The sequence below is a fragment of the Pseudomonas sp. W2-17 genome (assembly GCF_041060445.1).
Taxonomy (GTDB): domain Bacteria; phylum Pseudomonadota; class Gammaproteobacteria; order Pseudomonadales; family Pseudomonadaceae; genus Aquipseudomonas.
This window is the reverse complement of record NZ_JAUFNS010000020.1, coordinates 38,882-61,687: the sequence shown is the minus strand read 5'-3', so window position 1 is coordinate 61,687 and position 22,806 is coordinate 38,882. Positions and strand designations below refer to the sequence as shown.

Here is a 22,806-nt window from a genome sequence, read left to right as displayed (position 1 = left end):
TTCCTAGTGAGTCGGGCCGAGGAAGGCCAGCCAGCGGCGTTCAGCCAGTCGGAACAGGCCCACCAGAATGAACGTGACCGTCAGGTAGATCAGCGCCGCGATGCCGAACGACTGGAACGTCAGGAAGGTGGCCGAGTTGGCGTCACGTGCGACCTTGAGGATGTCCGGCACGGTGGCGGTGAAGGCCACGGTGGTCGAGTGCAGCATCAGGATCACTTCGTTGCTGTAATAAGGCAGCGAACGGCGCAGCGCCGACGGCATGATCACGTAGGCGTACAAGCGCCAGCCGGTCAGGCCGTAAGCCTTGGCCGCCTCGACTTCGCCGTGGTTCATGCTGCGAATGGCACCGGCGAAGATTTCGGTGGTGTAGGCGCAGGTGTTCAGCGCGAAGGCGAGGATGGTGCAGTTCATGGCGTCGCGGAAGAACGCGCCGAGCATTGGCTGCTCACGTACGGCGGCGATGCTGTAGATGCCGGTGTAGCAAATCAGCAACTGGATATACAGCGGCGTTCCGCGGAACAGGTAGGTGTAGAACTGCACCGGCCAGCGCACCAGCGGATTGCGCGACACGCGGGCGATGGACAGCGGAATCGAAACGATAAAGCCGATGGCGATGGAGGCACTGAGCAGCCACATCGTCATGGCCAGGCCGGTGATGTTCTGGCCGTCCGTATAAAGGAAGGCGCGCCAGTACTCTTGCAGCAACTCGATCATCGTTGAGCCTCCCGGCTGCCGGCGGCATAACGCCGTTCGGCCCAGCGCAGGGCAAAGTTGGACACGCTGGTGATGACCAGATAGATCAGCGCGGCGAGTACCAGGAAGTAAAACAGCTGATACGTGCTTTTACCCGCGTCCTGCGCGGCCTTGACCAGATCGGCCAGACCGATGATCGACACCAGCGCCGTGGCCTTGAGCACCACTTGCCAGTTGTTGCCGATGCCGGGCAGGGCGAAGCGCATCATCTGCGGGAACACCACCATGCGAAACCGTTGCGAACGGCTGAGCCCGTAGGCCGTGGCGGCTTCGACCTGACCGCGCGGTACGGCAAGGATCGCGCCCCGGAAGGTCTCGGTGAAATACGCGCCATAGATGAAGCCCAACGTGATGACGCCGGCAGAGAAAGGGTCGATCTCGATGTAATCCCATTCCATCGCTTCGGTGAGCGTGGTCAGCCAGGTTTGCAGGCTGTAGAAGATCAGCAGCATCAGCACCAGGTCCGGTATACCCCGGATCAGCGTGGTGTAGATCTGCGCGGGCACACGCAGCATGGCGGCTTTCGACAGTTTGGCACTGGCGCCCAGCAGGCCGAGCGCGATGGCCAGCAGCAGCGACATTACCGATAATTTGACGGTCATCCAGGTGCCTTGCAGCAACAGCGGGCCGAAGCCTTTCAGGCTGAATGCTGACAGTCCCAGGTTTTGCAGAAGAGTTTCGAACATGTGCAACCTATACAGTCAATAAAAACGCCCGTGAACTTCAGCGGCGGATTCTGGCTGAAATCAACGGGCGTCTGTTTGCTTATTTACCGCTGTACAGATTCAGATCGCCGAAGTGCTTCTTCTGGATCTCGGCGTACTTGCCGTCATCGTGTAACGCTTTGATACCTTTGTCCAAAAGCGCTTTCAGGTCCTTGTTACCTTTCGAGATGCCGACGGCCGTTTTGGCTGGCAGCAGGGGATCGTCGATTGGCTTGCTGACTTCGTAATCAGCGCCTTGTGGCGACTTCAGGAAGCCCAGCTCGGCTTGCAGCATGTCTTGAACCGAGGCGTCCAGACGACCCGAAACGAGGTCGGCATAGACTTGATCCTGGTTGGCATAGGCCTGGGTTTTCACGCCCGCCTTGTCCAGAACGGCCTTGGCGTAGGCTTCCTGGATGGTGCCTTGCTCGTAGCCCACGGTTTTGCCTTTAAGCGACGCAGTGTCAGCGCTCAGGCCGAAGCCTTTTTTGTAGACCAGCGAGGTAGGGCCGGAGAACAGTTCGTTCGAGAAGTCGATGACCTTCTCGCGGGCCGGGGTCACGGTCATGGAGGAGATGACGCCGTCGAACTTGTTGGCTTTCAGGCCCGGGATCATGCCGTCGAAATCGCTTTCGACCCACTTGCACTTGACTTTCAGTTCAGCACAGATCGCGTTGCCCAAATCGATATCGAAGCCCACCAAACTGCCATCGGCGGCTTTGGATTCGAATGGCGCGTAGGAAGGATCGACGCCGAAACGCAGCTCCTTGTATTCCTTGGCCATTGCGTTACCGGCGGCCAGACAGATGGCGAGTGCGGAAAGGGTCAGCCATGCTTTTTTCATCGTTCAGTCCTTAAAACCAAATTGAGCGTTGGGAACACGCGAAGGCTTGCTACCGGCAAAAGCCAGACCGCAAATAGACAGCAATTTCCGAACCAAACAAACGAACGCGCGTTTTAAATGTACGGAGTTGTCGCAATGATGACTTAGAGCCATCTTTTGTCTTTTTTTGAGGCCCCGCAGGCACCGGCAGAGTAGCCGCATCCCGTTGAGAGTGGGCGAAAAAGTTGCAGCCTTTGGGGTCTGCAGCGGTGCCTTTTACAGCGGAGGGGAGATTCGAAACGCCTTGTGGGGCGTGCCGTTGAGCGACTGGGGCTTGTAGTGCGCCCCATTTCAGCGCATTCGACGCGGGCGCAGGCCAGCCCCGCGCACCGCGACGGTGCTCAGGCCAGCAGGTCCTGAAGCGTCGCCAAGCTGTCGGCTTCGGCAACGGGTTTATCGAGGCGCCACCGCAACATTCTCGGAAACCTGACGGCGATGCCGCTCTTGTGCCGTTTTGATAGCGCAATGCCCTCGAAGCCCAACTCGAATACCAGGGTCGGGGTAACACTTCGCACCGGGCCGAACTTGTCGACGGTGGTCTTGCGGATAATCGCATCGACTTTGCGCATCTCGTCGTCGGTCAGGCCTGAATACGCTTTGGCGAAGGGCACCAATGTCCGTTCGCTGGATTCCGGCGGGCCGTCCCAGACCGCGAACGTGTAGTCGCTATACAGACTGGCGCGGCGGCCGTGACCGCGCTGGGCGTAGATCAACACCGCATCGACGCTGAACGGGTCCATTTTCCACTTCCACCACACGCCCATGTCCTTGGTGCGCCCGACGCCGTACAGCGAGTCCCGCGCCTTGAGCATCATGCCTTCCACGCCGAGACTTCGTGACGCCTCGCGCTGGCGGCCGAGGTCGAGCCAGTCAGTGCCGGTCAGCACCGGAGAGGGCATCAGCACCGGGCTCTGGGCGTTGGCGATGACCTTTTCCAGCTGCGTGCGCCGCTCATGTTGCGGGCGGCTGCGCCAATCGTGGCCTTCCCATTCCAGCAGGTCGTACGCCAGCACGACGACCGGCACGTCTTCCAGGATCTTTTTGCCGAGGGTTTTGCGGCCGATCCGCTGTTGCAGCAGAGCGAAGGGCTGCACCGACGGCGTCGCTTCGCCGGGCGTGCCTGGGGCTGGGGTGTCCAGCGCGAATTCGCCTTCCTCGGCATTCTCCGTGGCCGCGGCTTTCCAGACCACGATCTCGCCGTCGATCACCGTGCCGTCGGGCAGGCATTGGGTCAGGCTGTGCAGTTCCGGGAAACGATCCGTGACCAGTTCTTCGCCTCGCGACCAGATCCACAGGCGACCTTCGCGTTTGACTACTTGGGCGCGGATCCCGTCCCACTTCCATTCCACCTGCCAGTTTTCGGCGGCGCCCAGCAGGTTCTCGAACTGGTCGACCGGCTGCTGCAGCGCATGGGCGAGGAAGAAGGGGTAGGGCTGGCCACCCCGTTGCGCGTGTTCGTCGGCCGACTCTTCGGCGATCAGCTTCAGATAGCCTTCGGCGCTGGGACGGTGGGAAAGATCGGTGTACCCGACGAGTCGCTGGGCAACGCGCTTGCTGTCGATATCGGCCAGCGCGGCGAGGGCGCGGGTCACCAGCAGTTTCGAGACACCCACCCGGAAGCTGCCAGTGATCAGCTTCAGGCAGACCATCAGGCTTTGCGGGTCCAGTTGCGACCAGAACGTCGGCAGACGCTCGAGCAATTCTTCCGGGGGCAGACCACGCAGGGGCAGCAGATGGTTTTCCATCCAGCTGGCCAGGCCTTCTTCGGAGCTGTGCTCGGCTTTAGGGAGCAACAGCGACAGGGTTTCTGCCAGATCGCCGACCGCTTGGTAACTCTCCTCGAACAGCCATTCCGGCAAGCCGGACAGCAGCAGCGCCTGCTCACGCAACATGCGCGTCGGCACCAGTTGCCGTGGGCGTCCGCCGGACAGGAAGTACACCGCCCACGCGGCGTCTTCGGGTGCCGCCTTGCTGAAATAGGCCTGCATGGCCGCGAGCTTGGCGTTGCTGGAGGTGGTGGCGTCGAGGTCCGAATACAGCTCGGCGAAGGCCTTCATGACGAGGCCTCGCCTGTCGATGCAGGTGCGGGTTCGGGTTCGGTCTTGGCCGCTGCGTCGTCTTCTTCGTCGCCGTATTCAGTGCTGAAGCCCTGGGCGTCGAGGCCCAGTTCGCGCAGGTAGCGCACCAGCACGGCCACCGAGCCGTGGGTGACCATCACTCGCTCAGCGCCGGTGTTTTCGATGGCCCAGAGCAAGCCCGGCCAGTCGGCATGGTCGGAAAGGGCGAAGCCGCGATCGACGCCGCGCCGACGTCGGGTACCGCGCAGCATCATCCAGCCGCTGGCGAAGGCGTCGCTGAATTCGCCGAACCTGCGCATCCAGGTGCTGCCGCCGGCGGACGGCGGCGCGACGATCAGGGCGCTGCGCAAGGCAGGATCGGTTTTTTTGAAGTCACCGGCGTAGTGGGTTTCAGGAATGCGCACGCCGGCTTCGCGGTAGACGCGGTTCAGCGGCTCGACAGCGCCATGGACGAGGATCGGGCCGATGCTGGGGTCGATGCCGTGGAGGATGCGTTGGGCTTTGCCGAATGAGTAGGCGAAAAGGACGCTGGCTTTGCCGGCGGCGGCGTTGGCGCGCCACCATTCGTTGATGCCGGCGAAGATTTCCGATTGGGGCTGCCAGCGGTAGATCGGCAGGCCGAAGGTGGATTCGGTGATGAAGGTGTGGCAGCGCACGGGCTCGAAGGGGTCGCAGGTGCCGTCGGGTTCGACTTTGTAGTCGCCTGAAGCGACCCAGATTTCGCCCTGGTATTCGAGGCGGACCTGGGCGGAACCGAGGACGTGGCCGGCCGGGTGAAAGCTGAGTTTGACGCCGTGGTGGGTGATGCTTTCGCCGTAGGCGAGGGTCTGGAGGTTGATGTCCTGGCCCAGTCGGGAGCGTAGTATGCCTTCGCCGGGCGCGGCGGCGAGGTAGTGTTCATTGCCGGTGCGGGCGTGGTCGCCGTGGGCGTGGGTGATGACGGAGCGTTCGACCGGGCGCCACGGATCGATGTAGAAATCACCGGGCGGGCAGTAGAGGCCTTCGGGGCGGGCAATGACGAGATCCATGGTTTGACCGGGTTTGGGGACTTGTCAGGTAGAGCGGTGGCGGGGCGCAGAAGTTCGGTCGGGGTTTTGGGTCCAGAGCTTAGGATCAAGAGCGTCGGCCTAACGGATCGACTGTTTCGCCTTCGGCGAGTTACTTGGAAAAGCACCCCAAGTAACCAAGGGTGCTTGCTCCTGGTTTGGCTCCTCCTGCGTCGGAGTACCCTCACTTCGGTCTCGCTCCGTGGGCCCGCGCCGAACGGACATCCATGTCCGCAACGGCGCTCTCGCCGCATCCATGCGGCTCGGCCCACTGCCCAAGACCTGCGTTCAGCCTGCACCAAAGTCGCGTTTGGCGGTGGCTGGACTTTTTGTGTTCGAAAGATCAAAAGCAGATCAAGGGCTTCCCGGCTGAAGCCGGTCCCACTGACGGTACGCGGTGTGCTTTTTAGTGGGACCGGCTTTAGCCGGGAAGAGGCCATTTCAGGCGCCACTTCTTCCCAGGCATCAACGCTTGATCATTCCCACGCTCTGCGTGGGAATGCGTCCCGAGACGCTCCGCGTCATCCCGGATCGCTCGACCGTTTACTTCCCGGGCGTCAGTGTCAGGCGCTGTTTGCCGTAGGCTTTTTCGAAGTTTTCCGGTTGCATTGGCACGGACATGTACAGGCCTTTCATCCAGGGGTCGATGCCGTTGGCGTTGTACGGGCTCGCGGGGTTGCCGGATTGGCCCGCGGCGTTTTGCGCCATCATCGGTTCTTGTTGGGCGAAGTCGACGATGATGCGCATCGCCGGGACGACGGCGGCGTTGAAGTCCTGGCCCCAGTGGAAGCCTGAGGCGTTGAGTGTGGTGTGGTCGCCGCCGGTGGCGATCGGGCCTTTGGTCACGCTTGCCTTGCTGCCGCCCAGCGCAGCGCTGAGTTGGGCGCTCTGGGCGGTCCAGGTGGTCTGGTGCAACTTGCCCCACTGCCAGGCTTTGTGATCGGCGCCCAGTTGGCTTTCCCCGACGGTGATGGCGGCGGCCAGGCTGCGGGCGAGGATCGCCGGTTTGTCTTCTTTTTGCGGCGTTTTCACGTCGTCCCAATACGGACTGTCTTCGCGGCCCAGCAGGTGATCGGCCTGGGGCGAGTAGGACAAGTCCGCGCTTTGCACCAGCGCTTTCCAGGCAGGGCTGGTTTCCGGGCCGAGTTCGTCGAGGAAGGTCTGGCGGGCGCTTTCTTGCAGGAACAATTCGTAAATCGCTGCATCAGCCGAACCCGGTGACAGTCTGCCGTCGAACGCCATCAGGCGGGTCAACGCTTCGCGGGCTTTGTCGCGCTCTGGCGCGGGCAGGGCGTCGATGGCCTGTTTCAGCGGCGCCGACATGCCGGGCTCGGAGAACATTTTCTTCAGCTTGGCGGCGAAGGTCGTGGTCTGGTCGTATTGCATGGCGACGGTGCTGCGGGTGTCCTGCTTGCCGGCATTGGCCAGTTCGGCGATGCGTTCGGCGCGCTCCGGGTAGTCCCAGGAATTGGACAGCTGCATGCCGTAGCCTTTTGGCACGGTGCGCTGGTTGGCGGTGGCGATCCAGCCTTGTTGCGAATCCTGATCGTACGGATGCAGCATCGCGTCGGCGTAGCCGTCCCAGTCGAACCGACCGTCCCAGCCCGGCGACGGAATCAGGCCGAGCCCGTCGCGCCGGTTCGGGTATTTGCCGGTTACCTGCCAGCCGGTGTTCGACGCATCGGCGAACACCATGTTCAGGGTGATGGCGCGGATTTCCCGGGTGGTGTCGAAGGCGCGCTGTACGTTAGGCGCGCGGGTCAGATCGAAGAGGGCATCGAGGGTTTTGTCGTCTTTGGCGTCCGGCGTCTGCAGGGCGATGCCCAGGCCGCTGGCCAGTTGCGCAGAGCTTGCGTTGAGCAGTGCGCCATGACGGGTTTCGTAGGCGGGCTCGCGCACCGGGCTCTGGCCTTTGACGAAGTAGGTTTCTTCATGGGCGCCTGCCGCCACCCATTTGCCGTCGGCCATGACCATCAGGCGATTGTTTTCGCGCTTGAGCTTCTCCAGAAACAGGTCCTGGTTGTCACCCATCGCCGGGCCCATGCCCCAGGCGAGTTTGCCGTTGAAACCGGACAAGACCAGCGGCAAGCCCGCAACGGTCGCGCCCGCGGCCTGGTATTTCGGCGAGCGGATCTGCACGAAATTCCACATCGACGGCAGGGTCGGCGCCAACTGGCTGTCGGTGGCCAGCAGGCTCTTGCCGGCGCGGGCGCGCTGAGGCGAGATCACCCAGTTGTTCGACGCCGAAACGCCCAGCAGGTTGAGGTCCGAAAGCTGCAGCGCCGCTTTGTCCAGATCGCTCAGCCCCGGCAGTTGGCTGCCCAGATTCAGGCCTTTGAGCTTGTCGGCTTCAGCGAAGGGCAACGCTTCGTCGGGGTAGGTCGGCAGCAGCCAGGCCAGCTTGTCCGCGCCGACTTTCTGCGCCAGCACCAGCGAGGAGATCTCCTCCTGCAGGTTAACCGACAGGCTGAAGTTGAGCAGGCTGAAGATCAGCGCCGAGTCTTCGGGCTTCCAGTATTCAGGCTTGTAGCCCGAATCGGCGAGGTCAGCCGGCAGTTTGTCGCGGTAGCGGAACAGGTAAGCGTTGACCCCGCGCGCGTATACCTCGAAGAAGCGTTTCAGGCGCGGCGACGAAGCGGCATACAACTGGCCAGCGGTCTGTTTGAGGTTGGCGGCGCGCATCATGCGGTCCAGATCGAGGGCGCCCGGCCCCGCGATTTCCGACAGCCGGCCCTGGGCGAGCAGGCGCATTTGCATCATTTGCGTAATGCGATCGCTGGCGTGGACATAGCCGAGGGTAAACAGCGCGTCATGGAACGTGCTGCTTTCTATCAGCGGCATGCCCAGATTGTTGCGGCGAATGGAAACGTTCTGCGCCAGCCCTTTAATGGCAAACACCCCGCTGGCAGGCGGCAGGCTGTCGCGGTCTTCACCGCCCAGCTGGCAACCGGCCAGGCTCAAAAGTCCAATCATGGCAGCGGCCGCGCTCATGCGCGTCTTCAAAGTTGAAAGGGCTGGCGAGGCCATGGTGGAGCTCCTGCGGGGGTGGACGTAGAAAAGGCGCTACGTTAGAGAGCAGGCGGGCGTCACGCAAGCCGGGGGAGGGAGTTTATTTTCGGGTTTCAGAGGGGACATCAGCGCGTCCCCCTGAACCCTGTCGACCCTAAGATTACGGCTTCGGCGGATTGATCTTGTCCACCAGTGCGTAGGCCCGCTTCACCGCATCGCGATTGGCCACCGCGTCAAACCAGCGCTTCAGGTGCGGGAAGTCATCCAGGTTCTGCTCCTGGAACGTGTGCGGCACGATCCACGGGTAGATCGCCATGTCTGCGATGCCGTAGTCCTCGCCCGCAACAAACGTGCGATCAGCCAGACGCTCGTTCAACACGCCGTACAAGCGCGCGGTTTCGTCGACGTAGCGCTTGATCGCGTAGGGGATCTTCTCTTTGGCGAACCGATTGAAGTGGTGGTTCTGACCGGCCATCGGGCCCAAGCCGCCCATTTGCCAGAACAGCCATTGCAGGGTTTCCTGCCGGCCGCGCAGGTCCGTTGCAATGAACCGGCCGGTTTTCTCGGCCAGGTACAGCAGGATCGCGCCGGACTCGAACAGGCTCAGCGGTTCGCCGCCGTCAGCAGGCTGGTGGTCGACGATGGCTGGAATTTTGTTGTTGGGGGAAATCTTCAGAAAATCGGATTCGAACTGCTCGTTCGCGCCGATATTGACCGGGAAAATGGTGTACGGCAGGCCCGCTTCTTCGAGGAAAATCGAGACTTTGTGGCCGTTGGGGGTGGTCCAGTAGTGCAGATCGATCATTGCGCGCTCCAGGTGACGTCATCACGACTGCCATTAAGGCTGCACCTGTTTTACGCCTTCAAACGTCCACCGCACAAATGAAAACGGCCTGAAGATTCAGGCCGTGGAAGGAGCGAGGTGCGTTACGCGCCGTGGCACTTCTTGAATTTTTTCTCGCTGCCGCAGGGGCAAGGGTCGTTGCGGCCGACATCCTTGAGTGTGTTGCGTACTGGCTCTTGAGGGGCGTGGCCGCAATGCGGGCCGTGCACGTGGCCGTGGTCATGATGGTGATCGTGATGGTCGTGATGGTCGTGATCGTGGTCACAATCGGGACCGTGCACGTGGGCTTGCTGGTTCATGGGGTTACTCCGGAATCAAATCGCCGGGGATTATGTCGCCATTGCGCCCGATGCGCACGCTGTGTCCGAATAAAAATCCGGTCTTGAGCTTGCCTTCCAAGCGGTAATGCACTGGCTGATTGGCTTTGCCGAGCACCTTGGAGATGTCCTTGAGGTGCTCCCACAGATTGGTGCGGATCGGCACGGAGAAGTTTTTGTGGCTGTTGGCTTTGACGATGAACCAGTCGCTGTAGACGCCTTCGCTGAGCAACATGTCGTTGAGCAGGATCTTGTAGCGCAGGCCGCGGACCAGCAGGCTGGAGTCGTTGGGGTTGTCGACCCGAAAGCGCAGCTTGAAGTCCTGACGCAGCAACTTGGCCTTGACCACCTCGACCTTCAGCAGCTTGACGTCGGGATCTTCGAAGCCGCCGGTTATCCAGGTCGAGCAGCCCGACAGCGCCAGGAGCGCGAAGAGGCCTGCGATTCTGAGGACGTGTGCTGCAAACATCATGGGTCGCTCCCTTTGTGTCCGGTCTGATAGGCCCGGTCTGACCGCCACTGCACGTGACTCGCCGTTCTCCACAGCCTGCGCCATACTCGCGCCATGTGTCGAAGGAGTATTGACCATGAAGCTCTACGAAATCGTGTTTTCCGGCCAACTGGTGCCCGGCGCGCAGCCGGATCTGGTCAAGGCCAACCTGGCGAAGCTGTTTCAGGCGGACGCTCAGCGCATCGCGTTGCTGTTCTCCGGCCGTCGGCTGGTCCTGAAAAATAACCTCGATGAGACGGCGGCCGAAAAGTACCGCTCGACCCTCGAACGTGCCGGAGCCATGGCCCAGGTCGTGCCCATGGCGCTCGTCGTGGAGGCCCCTGTTGCAGATGCGCCCGCCCAGGTTGAAGTGGAAGAGGTCGAACTGGCGCCGCCGCCGGACGAGCCGAGCTGGACGCGCAAGCCCTCAAGTCTGACGGCTCCGCGCAACGACGCCACGCCGACGCGCAAAGCCAGTGTCAAGCCGCGTGATGTTTACATGGCTGCGTTTGTGGACGTTGAGGCGCCTGACTACACGCTCTCTGAGCCGGGCGAGGACGTGCAGGACCCGAGAATGCCGACGCGTGCGCCGCAGTTGGACCTGTCTGGCTTGAGCCTGGCTCCGGCGGGCGCTGATCTGGGTCAGGACAGGCCGGCTGAGCACGTGCTGGTGCCGGACGTTTCCCACATCCGCCTGGCCTGAGGACTGCCTGTCACAGAGGTTACTGGCGTTGCCGCTGACAGGTCAGGCGAGATAAGCCGAACAGCACTTCTTGAATTTTTGCCGGCTGCCGCAGGGGCAGGCGTCGTTACGACCGGCTTTGAGCGAGACCGTCGGGTCGATGAAATACCAGCGCCCCTCATGCTGCACGAACGCCGAGCGCTCGCGATGACAATGCTCGCCGTCGGCATCGTGCCAGCGGGCGCTAAAGGTCACGAACGCGTGCTCTGGCTGGCCGCCGATCAACTCGGCGCCTTCCACCTCAAGGCCCAGCCAGGTGCTCTGGGCGCTCCACTGGCTAATGGCATCTCGGTTCAGGCCGGGCTGCTGCGCCGGCAATGTGGTGTCCAACAGATAGTCCACCAATCCCAGCACATAAGCGCTGTAGCGCGAACGCATCAGCGCTTCGGCGCACGGCGCGGGCTGACCGGCGTGATAGCGACCGCAGCAGCCGTCGAGAAGATTGCCGCTGCCGCAGGGGCATATTGCGCTGCTCATGATGCGTCTCTCACCACCAGTACTTGCCGTAATTCTCCGGATTGGCCCAGAACTTCGCGTTCAGCCAGTCCGGCACCTGTTTGTATTCCCGCAGATCGTAGGTGAACAGCGTGAGCACTTGTTCATCCCGGGAAAACCGTTCACTGGCCTGGAGTGCCAGCGAGTAGAAATCAGTGGATTGCCAGCCACAGGCATCCAGGTCCGCCAGCACGGCGATCCGGCTGGCATTGAGGTTGCGGATCCCGCCCAGCAACTCCAGCCCTGCACGCTTGGGTATGTGCTCCAGACAGTCCACCACCAGCGCCAGATCAAAACGCTGTCCGGCCAGATCGGCGGGCAAATGGCCCGGTGCCGCCTGGGCCAGTTCGGTGTGCGGATGCGCTTCGCGAAAAGCCTGCAACGCCGGAAATTCCTCGGCGCCCACCAGCAGCAAACGCTTCGGCGCATAGAGGTCGAGCAGGGCGGCGAGGGCCTGTTGCGGCGTGCGGCTGGAGAAGCGGTCAGTCATTGGAGTTCCTCTGTCAGGCGGGGAAGGGTAGCGCGCTGAACTTCGATGGCCTAGTGCTTGAACTTTTTCATTTCGCAATATGACAAAGCGTACGGAGTGAAGGCAAAAGGCTATTCCCCAGAGAAGAGTCCGAATTGTGCGGTGAAATCCCGTAAACCCCTGAAATTGGGGTGGCGAACGGCCCCACACGCGTCTTTACTGCATTTCAGTCGGTTTTAGCCGATACCAAAGGAGAAGAACTGTATGAGCATGATTCGGACAGCGTTACCTCTGATTTTGGTTACCAGTGTATTGACGGGGTGTGCGGGCCTGCAAAAGACCGATTGGCCTCTGTGTGCGGCCGGTGGCGCGCTGACTGGCGCGGCGATCGGCGCCTTCCAGACCGCCTCGGTCGCGGCAGGCTTCGGTGGTGCGGTGGGCGTGATGGCCGGCGCGTATTGCTGGGCCCACGGGGATGGTGATGATGATGGCGACGGCGTCCTTAACAGCAAGGACAAATGCCCGAACACGCCGAAAGGCACCCCGGTCGATGCGACTGGTTGCCCGATCGTGACACCTGCGCCTGAGCCAGTTGCTGCTCCGGTGGTGCTGCCGAAAGAAGAAATCATCACCATCCGTGACGTGCACTTCGAGTTCAACAAGGCCACGCTGACACCGGGCGACAAACAGCAGTTGGACATGGTCGCCACCAAACTCAAAACCGAAGCCCCGAACGTGCAACTCCACGTCAGCGGCCACACCGACAGCGTGGGCAGCGATGCCTACAACCAGAAACTGTCGCAAAAACGTGCGCAATCTGTGACCGACTACCTCGTCAGCGCCGGCATCCCGCGCGCCTCGTTCGTGTCCGTTGAAGGTGACGGCGAAGCGCGCCCTGTTGCCGACAACAAAACCGCCGACGGCCGAGCGCTGAACCGCCGCGTCGAGATCAAAATCAACCGTTGAGACAAGGTTGATGCTTCAAAGGAAGCCCCGGTTTGAAAGCCGGGGCTTTTCTATTTCTTGAATTCGGTTTCATGTTCAAAAAAACATTGTCCAGACCGGCCCCTTCCCGGCTAAAGCCGGTCCCACTAACAGCCGCGCGTGCATTCAGTGGGACCGGCTTCAGCCGGGAAGCCCTTGATCTGCTTTAACGCTTTTGATCTTCATACGCAAAAAGTTGCCGTTGCGGTTGCCGTTGATCTTCGTGCGCAAAAGGTTCAAACACCGCAGAACGCGACTTGGGTGCAGGCTGAACGCGAGCAACTTTTGAAACCTGCCTCTGGCATAGTCCCCCGCCTCACCGTACTGTGCGCAAACCGTTTTCACCGCACAAAACCAAAAACAGCAGAGGCACCACATGAGTGTGATTTGGGGAACAGGGAAAGTACTGACAACAGCATTCTGGCTATTGATAATCACCAGCCTCACCATCGCCATGCCACACCCCTTCGACCTGTTGTTCAAACTGGCTGGCGGCCTGTTGCTGCTCACCCACATCATCGAACTGATCAGCTACAACGCCAGCCTGCGCGGTCGCCCCCATCCCTGGCGCGATCGCCTCCAGATCTTGCTCTTCGGCCTATTCCACCTGAACACATTCAAACGCCCACTGGCGGAGGTACACCATGCGTAACGCGATGCTGATGACGGCAGGCCTGCTGTCCGCCCTGACCAGCCCCTGGATCATGGCCCAGACCCTCTCCGTCGAAACCCACTCGCTTATGCGCCTGCCCACCAAAACCAGCGTGTTGCAACTGGACCGGCTCGAAGTCGCCGACTACGGCACCCTGCTGATCCCGGCCGGCCTGACCGAAGTCAAAGTCGGCCAACTCATCATGGGCCATGAATCCCGCATCGCCATCGTCCCGAGTGGCGAGGCGTTCAGCCTGCAGGTCAAACAGGCCGACCTCGGCAGCGGCGCCGAAATCACGGCGCGGGGCGCCCCGGGCACCTTCGAAAAAGCGCCGACCCCAGGCCGCAACCTCAACCTGCGGATCGAACAACTCAACGCTGACGAGCTCTTCGTCGACGCACGCGGCGGCGCGGGCTCGCCCGGTTACGTCGGCCTTGACGGCGGCAACGGCATCGATCCGGGTTGCACATGGGGTTCCGCCAGTCGGGGGATCGACGGCGACAATGGCGGCAATGGCCGTGACGGCGCGCCGGGTGCGCTCGTTCGTCTAGAGCTGCCAGCGACCTTTGGCAATGACCGCATCAAGGTCAACGTACAGGGCGGTGCCGGTGGCATCGGCGGCGACGGCGGTCGCGGCGGCAAAGGCGGCGCGTCCAAAGGCTGCGTGGTCTATCGCGCTGACGGCGCCAAGTCCGGCAAGACCGGCGACAAGGGTCAGTCCGGTGCAGTAGGGCCGGCGGGCGCCATCGTGGTTCGCAACTTATAAGCGCGATTCTTCGCACTCCATGCGGTTCATGTGGGAGTGAGCTTGCTCACGAAGACGGTCTCTAAACCGCCGGATATCCAGCGGGTGAAGCGCCTTTTCGCGAGCAACTCTTCCCCGCCTCTCAAAACATCGGCCGAATCGCAGCGATCGCCACGACGGCCACCCCCAACACCAGATTGATCCCCACCAGACGCCGAATGCCCCCCATCGCGGCCTCGCCATTCGCCCATTGCTCGGCGAGCACAGCCTTGCGCAACTGCGGCAGGTTCAGCGTCGAAACCCGCAGAAACAACGCCACCATCACCACATACAGACCCATCATCACCTGCACATAGCGGGGCGCGGTCTGAAAGCCGCTGAAGTTGACGTTGATCATGCCGATGCCGGTCACCGGCAGCATGATCACCGCGCACCACACCCAGATGAAGAATCGCGGCAGCACCTGCAGCCACAGCTTCAACCGGGCCGGGCCCTCAAGGGCGGCGATGACCGCCGGTCGAAGAATCATCCAGGCGAAAAACATGCCTCCTACCCACACAATCGCTGCCAGCACGTGCAAGGCGTAGACAAAGGCTACAGGTGACATCGAGAACTCCGATCTGCGCAGAAAGAATTAGCGCGGTATGATAGCCGCCCGCTGCGACTACTGAAGATATATCCAGCGGTTTTCGTGTTTTCATTCAGCACCCGTGACGCCGAGCCAACGACCCAGCCCATGATCAGCACCGAACTCAAATCCCAGATTCAGGGCGCCTACTCGCGTTTCCTCGAAGCCAAGAGCCTCAAGCCTCGTTACGGCCAGCGCCTGATGATCGCTGAAGTGGCGAAGGTGCTGGGCGATGTCGATACCGACGAAGAAGGCCGCCGTTCGGGTGATCCCGCCGTGGTGGCGGTCGAGGCGGGCACGGGCACCGGCAAAACCGTCGCCTACGCCATCGCGGCCATCCCTACTGCTAAGGCTGCTGGCAAGCGCCTTGTCATCGCCACCGCAACCGTCGCGCTGCAGGAGCAGATCGTCTACAAAGACCTGCCCGACCTGATGCGCAACAGTGGCTTGAACTTCACGTTCGCGCTGGCCAAGGGCCGTGGCCGCTACATGTGCCTGTCCAAGCTCGACATGCTGCTGCAGGAAGGCGACGCACAGAGTGCGACCGCGCAGCTGTTCGAAGAAGAAGGCTTCAAGATCGAAGTGGATGAGGCCAGCCAGAAGCTCTTCACCACCATGATCGAAAAGCTCGCCGGCAACAAATGGGACGGCGATCGCGACAGCTGGCCCCAGGAACTGGCCGACCAGGACTGGGCGCGCCTGACCACCGATCACAGCCAGTGCACCAACCGCCATTGCCCGAATTTCCAGCAGTGCGCTTTTTACAAAGCCCGCGAGGGCATGGGCAAAGTCGACGTCATTGTCACCAACCACGACATGGTCCTCGCTGACCTGGCGCTGGGCGGCGGTGCGGTCCTGCCCGATCCCCGCGACACCCTGTATGTGTTCGACGAAGGCCATCACCTGCCAGACAAGGCCATCGGCCACTTCGCCCATTTCAGTCGCCTGCGCTCCACCGCTGACTGGCTGGAGCAAACCGCCAAGAACCTCACCAAATTGCTCGCCCAGCACCCGCTGCCGGGGGATCTGGGCAAGCTGATCGAGCAGGTGCCGGAGCTGGCCCGCGAGATCAAGACCCAGCAGCAATTCATGTTCACCGCCTGCGAGCAACTGGCCGACTTCAAGCAAGGCGAAGACATGGAAGGCCGCGAGCGTCCGCGCCATCGCTTCGTCGGCGGTGTGGTCCCCGAACACATGCGCGAGATGGGCATCGAGCTGAAAAAAGGCTTCGCCCGGCTCGACGACCTGTTCACGCGCCTGACCGAGCTGCTTAAAGAAGGCATGGACGGCGAGGTCAACATCGGCATCGCCAGCCATCAGGCGGAAGAGTGGTACCCGCTGTTCGGCAGCTTGCTGGCCCGTGCCCACGGCAACTGGGAGTTGTGGACCGCCTTCACCGCTGAAGACCCGGAAAACAGCCCGCCCATGGCGCGCTGGCTGACCCTCGCCGACAGCGGTTCGCTGTTCGACATCGAGGTCAACGCCAGCCCGATCCTCGCCGCCGAAATGTTGCGCCGCAACCTGTGGAACGTCGCCTACGGCGCGCTGGTGACCTCGGCCACGCTGACCGCGTTGGGCAAGTTCGACCGTTTCCGCATGCGCGCCGGCCTGCCGAAAGACGCGGTCACCGCCGTGGTGCCGAGTCCGTTTCACCATGCCGACGCCGGCGTGTTGCGCGTGCCGGACCTTAAGGCCGACCCCCGCAACGCGGCCGAACACACGGCGGCCATCATCCGTGAACTGCCGAATCTGGTCGAAGGCTCCAAAGGCACGCTGGTGCTGTTCTCGTCGCGCAAACAGATGCAGGAAGTGTTCGACGGGCTGGAGCGGGACTGGCGCAAGCGGGTGTTCATTCAAGGCAATCTGTCGAAGCAGGAAACCCTCAACAAGCACAAGGCGCGGGTCGACGGTGGCGATGAAAGCGTCCTGTTCGGGCTGGCCAGCTTCGCTGAAGGGGTCGACCTTCCGGGCGCTTACTGTGAGCACGTCGTCATCGCCAAAATTCCCTTCGCCGTGCCGGATGATCCGGTCGAAGCCGCACTGGCGGAGTGGATCGAAGCGCGAGGCGGCAATCCGTTCATGGAAATCGCCGTTCCCGACGCTTCGTTGCGGCTGATCCAGGCCTGCGGTCGTCTGCTGCGCACTGAACAGGACCGCGGCATCATCACGCTGCTGGATCGCCGGGTCGTGACCCAACGCTACGGCAAAGCCATCCTCAACGCACTGCCGCCATTCCGGCGCGAAATTTCCTGACCCCGTGATGCAATTGCACCACGGTTGACCGGGTCTTAACTCGGTCCGCCCGGATGCGCGCGACCTCTGTCGTGCTCCGGGCTTCAGATGATCAAGGAGCTTCAGATCACATGATTCGCCGTTCACTGTCCGCCATCATTGCCACGCTGTGCGCCGGCATGGCCCACGCCGCGCCTGACGTGCAGCAGACGCTGTTCAATTTCGTGCGGCCCGCCGACGTGGTGAAGGTCACGACCCAGGATGCCGGGTTTCCCCAGGCGAACGCCGAACAGACCGCCGAAGGCGAAGTGCTGCGCCGGGTGGTATTCAACCCGGTCGCAAAACCCAGCCTGCAACTGACCCCGCAGACCGGCGTCTGGGACTGGAGCCACGACAGCGCCATGACCTTGCGCCTGCAAAGCGCGATGGATTGGGCGTTGACGGTGTACGTGCAGATCGAAAGCCGCGACGGCAAAATCCTCACCAGCCGCATTGACCTGCCGGCCGGCCCGGCGCAAACCCTGGTGCTGCCGCTCAAGGCCAGTTCGCCGATGACCCAAGGCATGCGCGCCGGCCCACCGATGCCGTGGATGTACGAAGGGCAGCGCGTGTTGCTGGCCAACACCGAAGGTGAGCTGGACAGCTCTGAAGTTTCATCCGTCACGGTGTCGCTGTCTCAACCCAACGTTGCCCAGTCCGTCTTGATCGAGAAGTTCGGCGTGCAAGAGGGCGACGCGCTGCAAACCGCGGCCTACAGCAACCTGGTCGACGGCTACGGTCAGTTCGCCCGGGGCAAGTGGCCGGAGAAGGTCACCAGCGACGATCAGCTCAAGGCGCTGGCGGCCAAGGAGCAGCAACAGCTGCAAACCTGGCTGAAAGACCGTCCGGCCCACGACAAATACGGTGGTTTGCTCAGCGGCCCGTCCTTCGAAGCCAAGGGCTTTTTCCGCACCGAGAAGCGCGACGATCGCTGGTATCTGGTGACGCCGGAAGGCCATCCGTTCTACTCGCTGGGGGTAAACGCCGTCTCCGCTGACGACAGCCAGACCTACGTCGAAGGCCGCGAAGCCATGTTCACCGGCCTGCCCGGCAGCGACGATCCGCTCGCCGTGTTCTACGGCAAGGGCGATGACAACCGCGAGACGGGCGCCAACCGCAACCGCCAATTCGATCAGGGCCGCTGGTTCGATTTCTATGGCGCCAACCTGCAGCGCACCTACGGCGTGCCGAAGTGCGTGGAAGTCTCAAAGCCGGTCGAGCCGGCTGACGACGAAGACGAAAGCCCGGCTGCCACTCCTGCAAAGATCGTATCCACTGGCGACAGCTCTGCCGAGCAGAGCGCGCCGGCGTCTCAGCCGGAAAAGCCCGCTACGCCTGCGCCTGCCATTGAATGCAAACCGGTGATCGTGGACAGCAAACGCTGGGTTGATCACACCCTGCAACGCTTGCAGGCCTGGGGCTTCAACACCGTTGGCAACTGGAGCGATTCGTCGCTGCAGAACCTGGAAAGCAGCAAAAAAGACCGCGAGCCCTACACGCTGCCGCTGTCCATCGTGGGCGATTACGTGAGTATCAGCACCGGTCTGGATTGGTGGGGCGGCATGCCTGACCCGTTCGATCCGCGCTTTGCCATGGCCACCGAACGGGCCGTTGCCATCGCTGCACGCGACCATCGAGATGATCCGTACCTGATCGGTTACTTCGCGGATAACGAATTGGCCTGGGCGGCGCCGGGCAACGATCCGAAGGATCGCTACGCATTGGCCTACGGCACGCTGAAGTTGACCACCGATGTGCCAGCCAAGCGCGCGTTTCTCAAGCAGTTGCGCGACAAGTACCGCAACGAAGAAGGGCTGTCCAAGGCGTGGGGCATCCATCTTGCCGCGTGGGAGTTGATGGAAGACCCGGGTTTCGAGCCGCCGCTGCCCAGCGCAGAGCACCCGGAGATCGAAAACGACTTCCGGTATTTCCAGCGCGTGTTCGCCGAGACCTATTTCAAAACCATTTCCGACGCGCTCAAGTGGCATGCGCCGAACCATCTGCTGCTTGGCGGCCGCTTTGGCGTCACCAGTCCCGAAGCGGTTGAAGCCTGCGCCAAGTTCTGCGACGTGCTGAGCTTCAACGTCTACACCCTCAAACCCCAGGACGGCGTGGACTTCGCGAAACTGCGCGTGCTCGACAAGCCTGTGATGGTCACCGAGTTTCACTTTGGCTCCCGTGATCGCGGGCCGTTCTGGGGCGGGGTGCTCGAAGTGCCCCGTGAGGAAGATCGCGGCCCGGCGTACGCTAATTTCCTGAAGAGCGCCCTGGCCGAGCCTTCTATTGTCGGCGTGCACTGGTTCCAGTATCTGGATCAGCCTGTCACCGGCCGCTTGCTCGATGGCGAAAACGGCCATCTCGGGCTGGTGGGCATCACCGACGTGCCGTACCAGGGCTTCGTCGACGCGGTGCGCAAGGCCAATGGACAGGTCGTGGATGTGATCGGCAAACGTCCTTAACCGGGCGGTTCCCAAAGCGTTCAATCGCTGGAACAATGTTCGCCATTTTTGCAGCCCGACCGGAGAGCCAAACCGTGCAGATTCAAGGCCATTTCGAGCTTCAGTTTGAGGCCGTGCGCGAGGCGTTCGCCGCGCTGTTCGACGACCCGCAGGAGCGTGGCGCAGCGCTGTGCGTGCAGATCGGCGGCGAGACGGTGCTGGATCTGTGGGCGGGCACGGCAGACAAGGATGGCAGCGAAGTCTGGCACAGCGACACCATTGCCAATCTCTTCTCCTGCACCAAGACCTTTACGGCGGTCACGGCCTTGCAGTTGGTGGGCGAGGGCAAGCTGAATCTGGATGAGCCTGTCGCCCGTCTCTGGCCCGAGTTTGCGGCCAACGGCAAACAGTCCGTCACGCTGCGCCAGTTGCTCTGTCATCAGGCCGGGCTCCCGGCGATTCGTGAAATATTGCCGGCCGAAGCGCTTTACGACTGGCAGGCCATGACCCGCGTATTGGCTGCCGAGGAACCCTGGTGGACACCGGGGCAGGGCCATGGGTATGCCGCGATCACTTACGGCTGGCTGGTGGGCGAGATGATTCGTCGCGCCGACGGCCGCGGGCCGGGTGAGTCCATCGCTGCGCGTATTTCACGTCCGCTGGGCCTGGACTTCCACGTCGGTCTTGCCGACGAGGAGTTTCACCGCGTCGCTCACATTGCCAGAGGCAAGGGCAATGCCGGTGATGAGGCCGCGCAGCGACTGCTGCAGACCACGATGCGCGAACCTGCGTCCATGACGGCGAGGGCGTTCACCAACCCGCCGTCGATCATGACCAGCACCAACAAGCCGGAATGGCGGCGCATGCAGCAACCTGCCGCCAATGGCCATGGCAACGCACGCAGTCTGGCCGGCTTCTACAGCGGCTTGCTGGATGGCAGCCTGCTGGACGGCGACTTGCTCAACGAGCTGACGCGGGAGCACAGCATCGGTCAGGACAAGACGCTGCTGACCCAGACCCGCTTCGGTCTGGGTTGCATGCTCGATCAACCCGCGGTGCCTAACGCGACCTTCGGGCTGAGTGCCAAGTCATTTGGCCATCCCGGCGCAGGCGGCTCGGTTGGCTTCGCCGACCCGGAGCGCGATGTGGCGTTTGGGTTCGTGACCAACACCCTCGGCCCTTACGTGCTGATGGATCCGCGTGCTCAGGGTCTGGTGCGCGTGCTTGGTGAGTGTTTGCAATAACTATCGCCGTTAAGTGCTTGTTCTACCGACTGTCAGTTAAATCTGGATAACCGAACCGTAGGGCGGTTTCTTTTTCCAAAACGGTCTTTATGCGTGTTATATGAGCGCTGCTTCGTTCATTTTCTGATCAATTATTCATGTGGGTCACCCATGTCAGCTAACAAAAGCCTCGCATTCGCCATCTGCCTCGCCGTCACCGGCTGTGCGCAAACCCCTCAGGATCAGTCGGCCAGCAATGACCACTGGTGGTCGTTCGGTTCGGGCAAGGGCGCCGATGCAGCGCCCGCTGCCCCAGCGCCAGGCCCGGCGGCTGCCCAAGTGGCAAAGGCCCAGGCCGAGACCGGTACACGTTGGTACTGGCCGTTTGGTTCTGACCACGGCGAAACTGAGAAGAAGCCAGAAGTAGCCGCTACTCAACCGGCTGCTGCGCCGGCGGTTGCCCAGGCCGGCGACGCCAACAAGTGGTGGTGGCCGTTCGGCGCAACCGACGCCAAAAAAGACGCCGCGCCGGCTGTTCCCAAAGTCGACCCGAAGGTGACCCAGGCCTGGCTGGATCTGAACGAGCCAAAAATTCGCGAAGCGATCAAGGACAGCCAGTTCCAGCTCGAGCGCCGTGACGACATCCTCGTGGTCACCGCGCCGGTCGACAGCACCTTCAACCCGAAGCGTCCGGAAATGCTCCTGCCGACCAACCTCGGCCCGATCAGCCGCATGGCCAAGATCGTTGAAGTCGACCAGCGCGCCGCCGTTCTGGTGTTGGGCCACAGCGACGTCGCCAGCGATAACGATCTCAAAATCAGCCAGCAGCGCGCCCAGTCGGTTGCGGCGATCTTCCGCCTCAGCGGCCTGCAGCGTAACCGTCTGAACCTGCGTGGCATGGGCGCCGACATGCCCCGTGCGGCCGGTGACAGCGCGCCGGGTCGGGCACTCAACCGTCGTGTGGAAATCATAATGACGCCGCAGGACACCATGGTTGCCGAGATGGCCAAGTACAACCTGCCGCCAGCGCCGACCCTGCTGGCGGTGCAAACTGCCAACGCGCCGGCCCCGGCCCCGGTTGTTGCGCCGACCAAGGCTGCTGCGCCTGCCAAATCCGCTGCACCGGCCAAGAAAGCCGTTGCTACCAAGGCTTCCGCCGCCAAAGCGCCTGCGGCCAAGAAAGCACCTGTGAAGAAAGCAGCGCCGGTGAAAGCCAAGGCAGCGCCTGCGAAGGCAGCGGCCAAAAAACCTGCGCCGGATGCTCAAGCCAGCAACTGAGGTTAAGATCGGGATTCTGTTTACGAATCTCGATTAAGGAAGGCAGTGATGAGCCAGCGTCTGGCCGATATGCGTCGCAACTATGCTCGCGAAGGGTTGACCGAAGCCCAGGCTCCGGGAGAGCCCTTTGCACTGTTCCATCGCTGGTTCAACGAAGCGGTCGAAACCGAGCAAGCGCCGGTCGAGGCCAACGCCATGACGCTGGCGACCGTCGACGCCGACGGTCGCCCCCACTGCCGGGTCCTGCTGCTCAAAGGCCTGGACGCTCAGGGTTTCACGTTTTTTTCCAACTACGAGAGCGCCAAAGGCCAGCAGCTGAGCGCCCGTCCTTTTGCCGCCATGACGTTTTTCTGGCCCTCGCTGGAACGTCAGGTGCGCATCGAAGGCCGCGTGTCCAGGGTCAGCCACGAAGAATCCGACGCCTATTTTCAGGTACGCCCACTCGGCAGCCGCCTGGGTGCCTGGGCATCTCCGCAAAGCCGGGTGATCGCCGACCGTGAACAACTCGAAGGCTTGCTCAAAGCCACTGAGGCGCGTTTCATGGACACCCAGCCTGACTGTCCCGATCACTGGGGCGGCTATCGTCTGGTGCCGGATCGCATCGAATTCTGGCAGGGGCGTCCAAGCCGTCTGCATGACCGTCTGAACTATCGTCTGCTGGAAGATGAGTGGCAGCGCGAGCGCCTCGCGCCCTGAGTGCGGGTCTTCGGACTACCGGGCTGTCAGTTCCAGGGTCTCTGTCACACTTTTCTTTGAA

Annotated in this window: 21 protein-coding genes; 9 read left to right on the top strand and 12 right to left on the bottom strand. The window is 62.2% G+C overall.

What is annotated here, in order from left to right; all coding sequences use genetic code 11:
- Window positions 1-3 precede the first annotated feature (3 nt).
- The 9 genes from QWI20_RS21795 to QWI20_RS21755 all read right to left on the bottom strand — a co-directional run bounded on the left by QWI20_RS21795 (window position 4) and on the right by QWI20_RS21755 (window position 10,106).
- A complete protein-coding gene (locus QWI20_RS21795; protein ID WP_108122169.1) occupies window positions 4-714 on the bottom strand; it encodes an ABC transporter permease in 711 nt (236 codons plus the stop codon).
- Window positions 711-1,439 (bottom strand): ABC transporter permease, encoded by a 729-nt coding sequence (locus tag QWI20_RS21790; protein ID WP_369307185.1) that lies wholly within the window; start codon window positions 1,437-1,439, stop codon window positions 711-713. The genes QWI20_RS21795 and QWI20_RS21790 overlap by 4 nt, the downstream gene beginning before the upstream one ends.
- 79 nt (window positions 1,440-1,518) lie before the next feature.
- Window positions 1,519-2,301 carry a transporter substrate-binding domain-containing protein gene (locus tag QWI20_RS21785; RefSeq protein ID WP_369307184.1) on the bottom strand — a complete coding sequence of 261 codons (783 nt, stop codon included), beginning with the start codon at window positions 2,299-2,301 and terminating at the stop codon, window positions 1,519-1,521.
- 380 nt (window positions 2,302-2,681) lie between these two features.
- Window positions 2,682-4,397, bottom strand: a complete 1,716-nt coding sequence (locus QWI20_RS21780; RefSeq protein ID WP_369307183.1) for an ATP-dependent DNA ligase — start codon at window positions 4,395-4,397, stop codon at window positions 2,682-2,684.
- Window positions 4,394-5,446 (bottom strand): ligase-associated DNA damage response exonuclease, encoded by a 1,053-nt coding sequence (locus QWI20_RS21775; protein ID WP_369307182.1) that lies wholly within the window; start codon window positions 5,444-5,446, stop codon window positions 4,394-4,396. The genes QWI20_RS21780 and QWI20_RS21775 overlap by 4 nt, the downstream gene beginning before the upstream one ends.
- A 561-nt stretch (window positions 5,447-6,007) precedes the next feature.
- Window positions 6,008-8,491 (bottom strand): penicillin acylase family protein, encoded by a 2,484-nt coding sequence (locus QWI20_RS21770; protein WP_369307181.1) that lies wholly within the window; start codon window positions 8,489-8,491, stop codon window positions 6,008-6,010.
- A 142-nt stretch (window positions 8,492-8,633) separates the two neighbouring features.
- Window positions 8,634-9,278, bottom strand: a complete 645-nt coding sequence (locus QWI20_RS21765) for a glutathione binding-like protein (protein ID WP_369307180.1) — start codon at window positions 9,276-9,278, stop codon at window positions 8,634-8,636.
- A gap of 122 nt (window positions 9,279-9,400) precedes the next feature.
- Window positions 9,401-9,616 carry an SEC-C metal-binding domain-containing protein gene (locus QWI20_RS21760; RefSeq protein WP_369307179.1) on the bottom strand — a complete coding sequence of 72 codons (216 nt, stop codon included), beginning with the start codon at window positions 9,614-9,616 and terminating at the stop codon, window positions 9,401-9,403.
- A gap of 4 nt (window positions 9,617-9,620) precedes the next feature.
- Window positions 9,621-10,106: an LEA type 2 family protein gene (locus QWI20_RS21755; protein ID WP_065992587.1), complete on the bottom strand. Its 486-nt coding sequence runs from the start codon at window positions 10,104-10,106 to the stop codon at window positions 9,621-9,623.
- A 115-nt stretch (window positions 10,107-10,221) separates the two neighbouring features.
- Between QWI20_RS21755 and QWI20_RS21750 the strand changes: the two genes are divergently transcribed.
- Window positions 10,222-10,827: a hypothetical protein gene (locus QWI20_RS21750; RefSeq protein WP_369307178.1), complete on the top strand. Its 606-nt coding sequence runs from the start codon at window positions 10,222-10,224 to the stop codon at window positions 10,825-10,827.
- A gap of 42 nt (window positions 10,828-10,869) precedes the next feature.
- Here QWI20_RS21750 and QWI20_RS21745 read toward each other — a convergent pair whose 3' ends face one another.
- On the bottom strand, window positions 10,870-11,343 hold the full coding sequence (locus QWI20_RS21745; protein WP_346627508.1) for a YchJ family protein: 474 nt from the start codon (window positions 11,341-11,343) through the stop codon (window positions 10,870-10,872).
- A 10-nt stretch (window positions 11,344-11,353) separates the two neighbouring features.
- On the bottom strand, window positions 11,354-11,851 hold the full coding sequence (locus QWI20_RS21740; protein WP_369307177.1) for a DUF6231 family protein: 498 nt from the start codon (window positions 11,849-11,851) through the stop codon (window positions 11,354-11,356).
- Window positions 11,852-12,094: 243 nt separating this feature from the next.
- Here QWI20_RS21740 and QWI20_RS21735 point away from each other — a divergent pair, with 243 nt between their 5' ends.
- The 3 genes from QWI20_RS21735 (at window position 12,095) to QWI20_RS21725 (ending at window position 14,232) form a co-directional block, all read left to right on the top strand.
- Window positions 12,095-12,796 (top strand): OmpA family protein, encoded by a 702-nt coding sequence (locus tag QWI20_RS21735; RefSeq protein ID WP_133777092.1) that lies wholly within the window; start codon window positions 12,095-12,097, stop codon window positions 12,794-12,796.
- A 394-nt stretch (window positions 12,797-13,190) separates the two neighbouring features.
- The gene (locus QWI20_RS21730; protein WP_369307176.1) at window positions 13,191-13,466 is read left to right on the top strand and encodes a DUF1145 domain-containing protein; all 276 of its coding nucleotides are present in this window, start codon (window positions 13,191-13,193) and stop codon (window positions 13,464-13,466) included.
- Window positions 13,459-14,232: a collagen-like protein gene (locus QWI20_RS21725; RefSeq protein WP_369307175.1), complete on the top strand. Its 774-nt coding sequence runs from the start codon at window positions 13,459-13,461 to the stop codon at window positions 14,230-14,232. Before QWI20_RS21730 ends, QWI20_RS21725 begins: the two co-directional genes overlap by 8 nt.
- A gap of 121 nt (window positions 14,233-14,353) precedes the next feature.
- On the opposite strand, the gene QWI20_RS21720 is transcribed toward QWI20_RS21725, so the two are convergent.
- A complete protein-coding gene (locus QWI20_RS21720; RefSeq protein ID WP_369307174.1) occupies window positions 14,354-14,818 on the bottom strand; it encodes a CopD family protein in 465 nt (154 codons plus the stop codon).
- 129 nt (window positions 14,819-14,947) lie between these two features.
- On the opposite strand from QWI20_RS21720, the gene dinG reads away from it, so the two are divergent.
- From dinG to pdxH, 5 genes are all read left to right on the top strand, one after another.
- Window positions 14,948-17,092, top strand: coding sequence for an ATP-dependent DNA helicase DinG (gene dinG / locus QWI20_RS21715; protein WP_065992603.1), 2,145 nt, complete (start codon window positions 14,948-14,950; stop codon window positions 17,090-17,092).
- Between the two features lie 110 nt (window positions 17,093-17,202).
- On the top strand, window positions 17,203-19,569 hold the full coding sequence (locus QWI20_RS21710; protein ID WP_369307173.1) for a beta-agarase: 2,367 nt from the start codon (window positions 17,203-17,205) through the stop codon (window positions 19,567-19,569).
- Between the two features lie 74 nt (window positions 19,570-19,643).
- Window positions 19,644-20,792 carry a serine hydrolase domain-containing protein gene (locus tag QWI20_RS21705; RefSeq protein WP_369307172.1) on the top strand — a complete coding sequence of 383 codons (1,149 nt, stop codon included), beginning with the start codon at window positions 19,644-19,646 and terminating at the stop codon, window positions 20,790-20,792.
- Between the two features lie 150 nt (window positions 20,793-20,942).
- The gene (locus QWI20_RS21700; RefSeq protein ID WP_369307171.1) at window positions 20,943-22,049 is read left to right on the top strand and encodes an OmpA family protein; all 1,107 of its coding nucleotides are present in this window, start codon (window positions 20,943-20,945) and stop codon (window positions 22,047-22,049) included.
- Between the two features lie 48 nt (window positions 22,050-22,097).
- Entirely contained in the window at window positions 22,098-22,745 is a 648-nt protein-coding gene (gene pdxH, locus QWI20_RS21695; protein WP_369307170.1) for a pyridoxamine 5'-phosphate oxidase, read from the top strand.
- The last annotated feature ends 61 nt before the right edge of the window (window positions 22,746-22,806 follow it).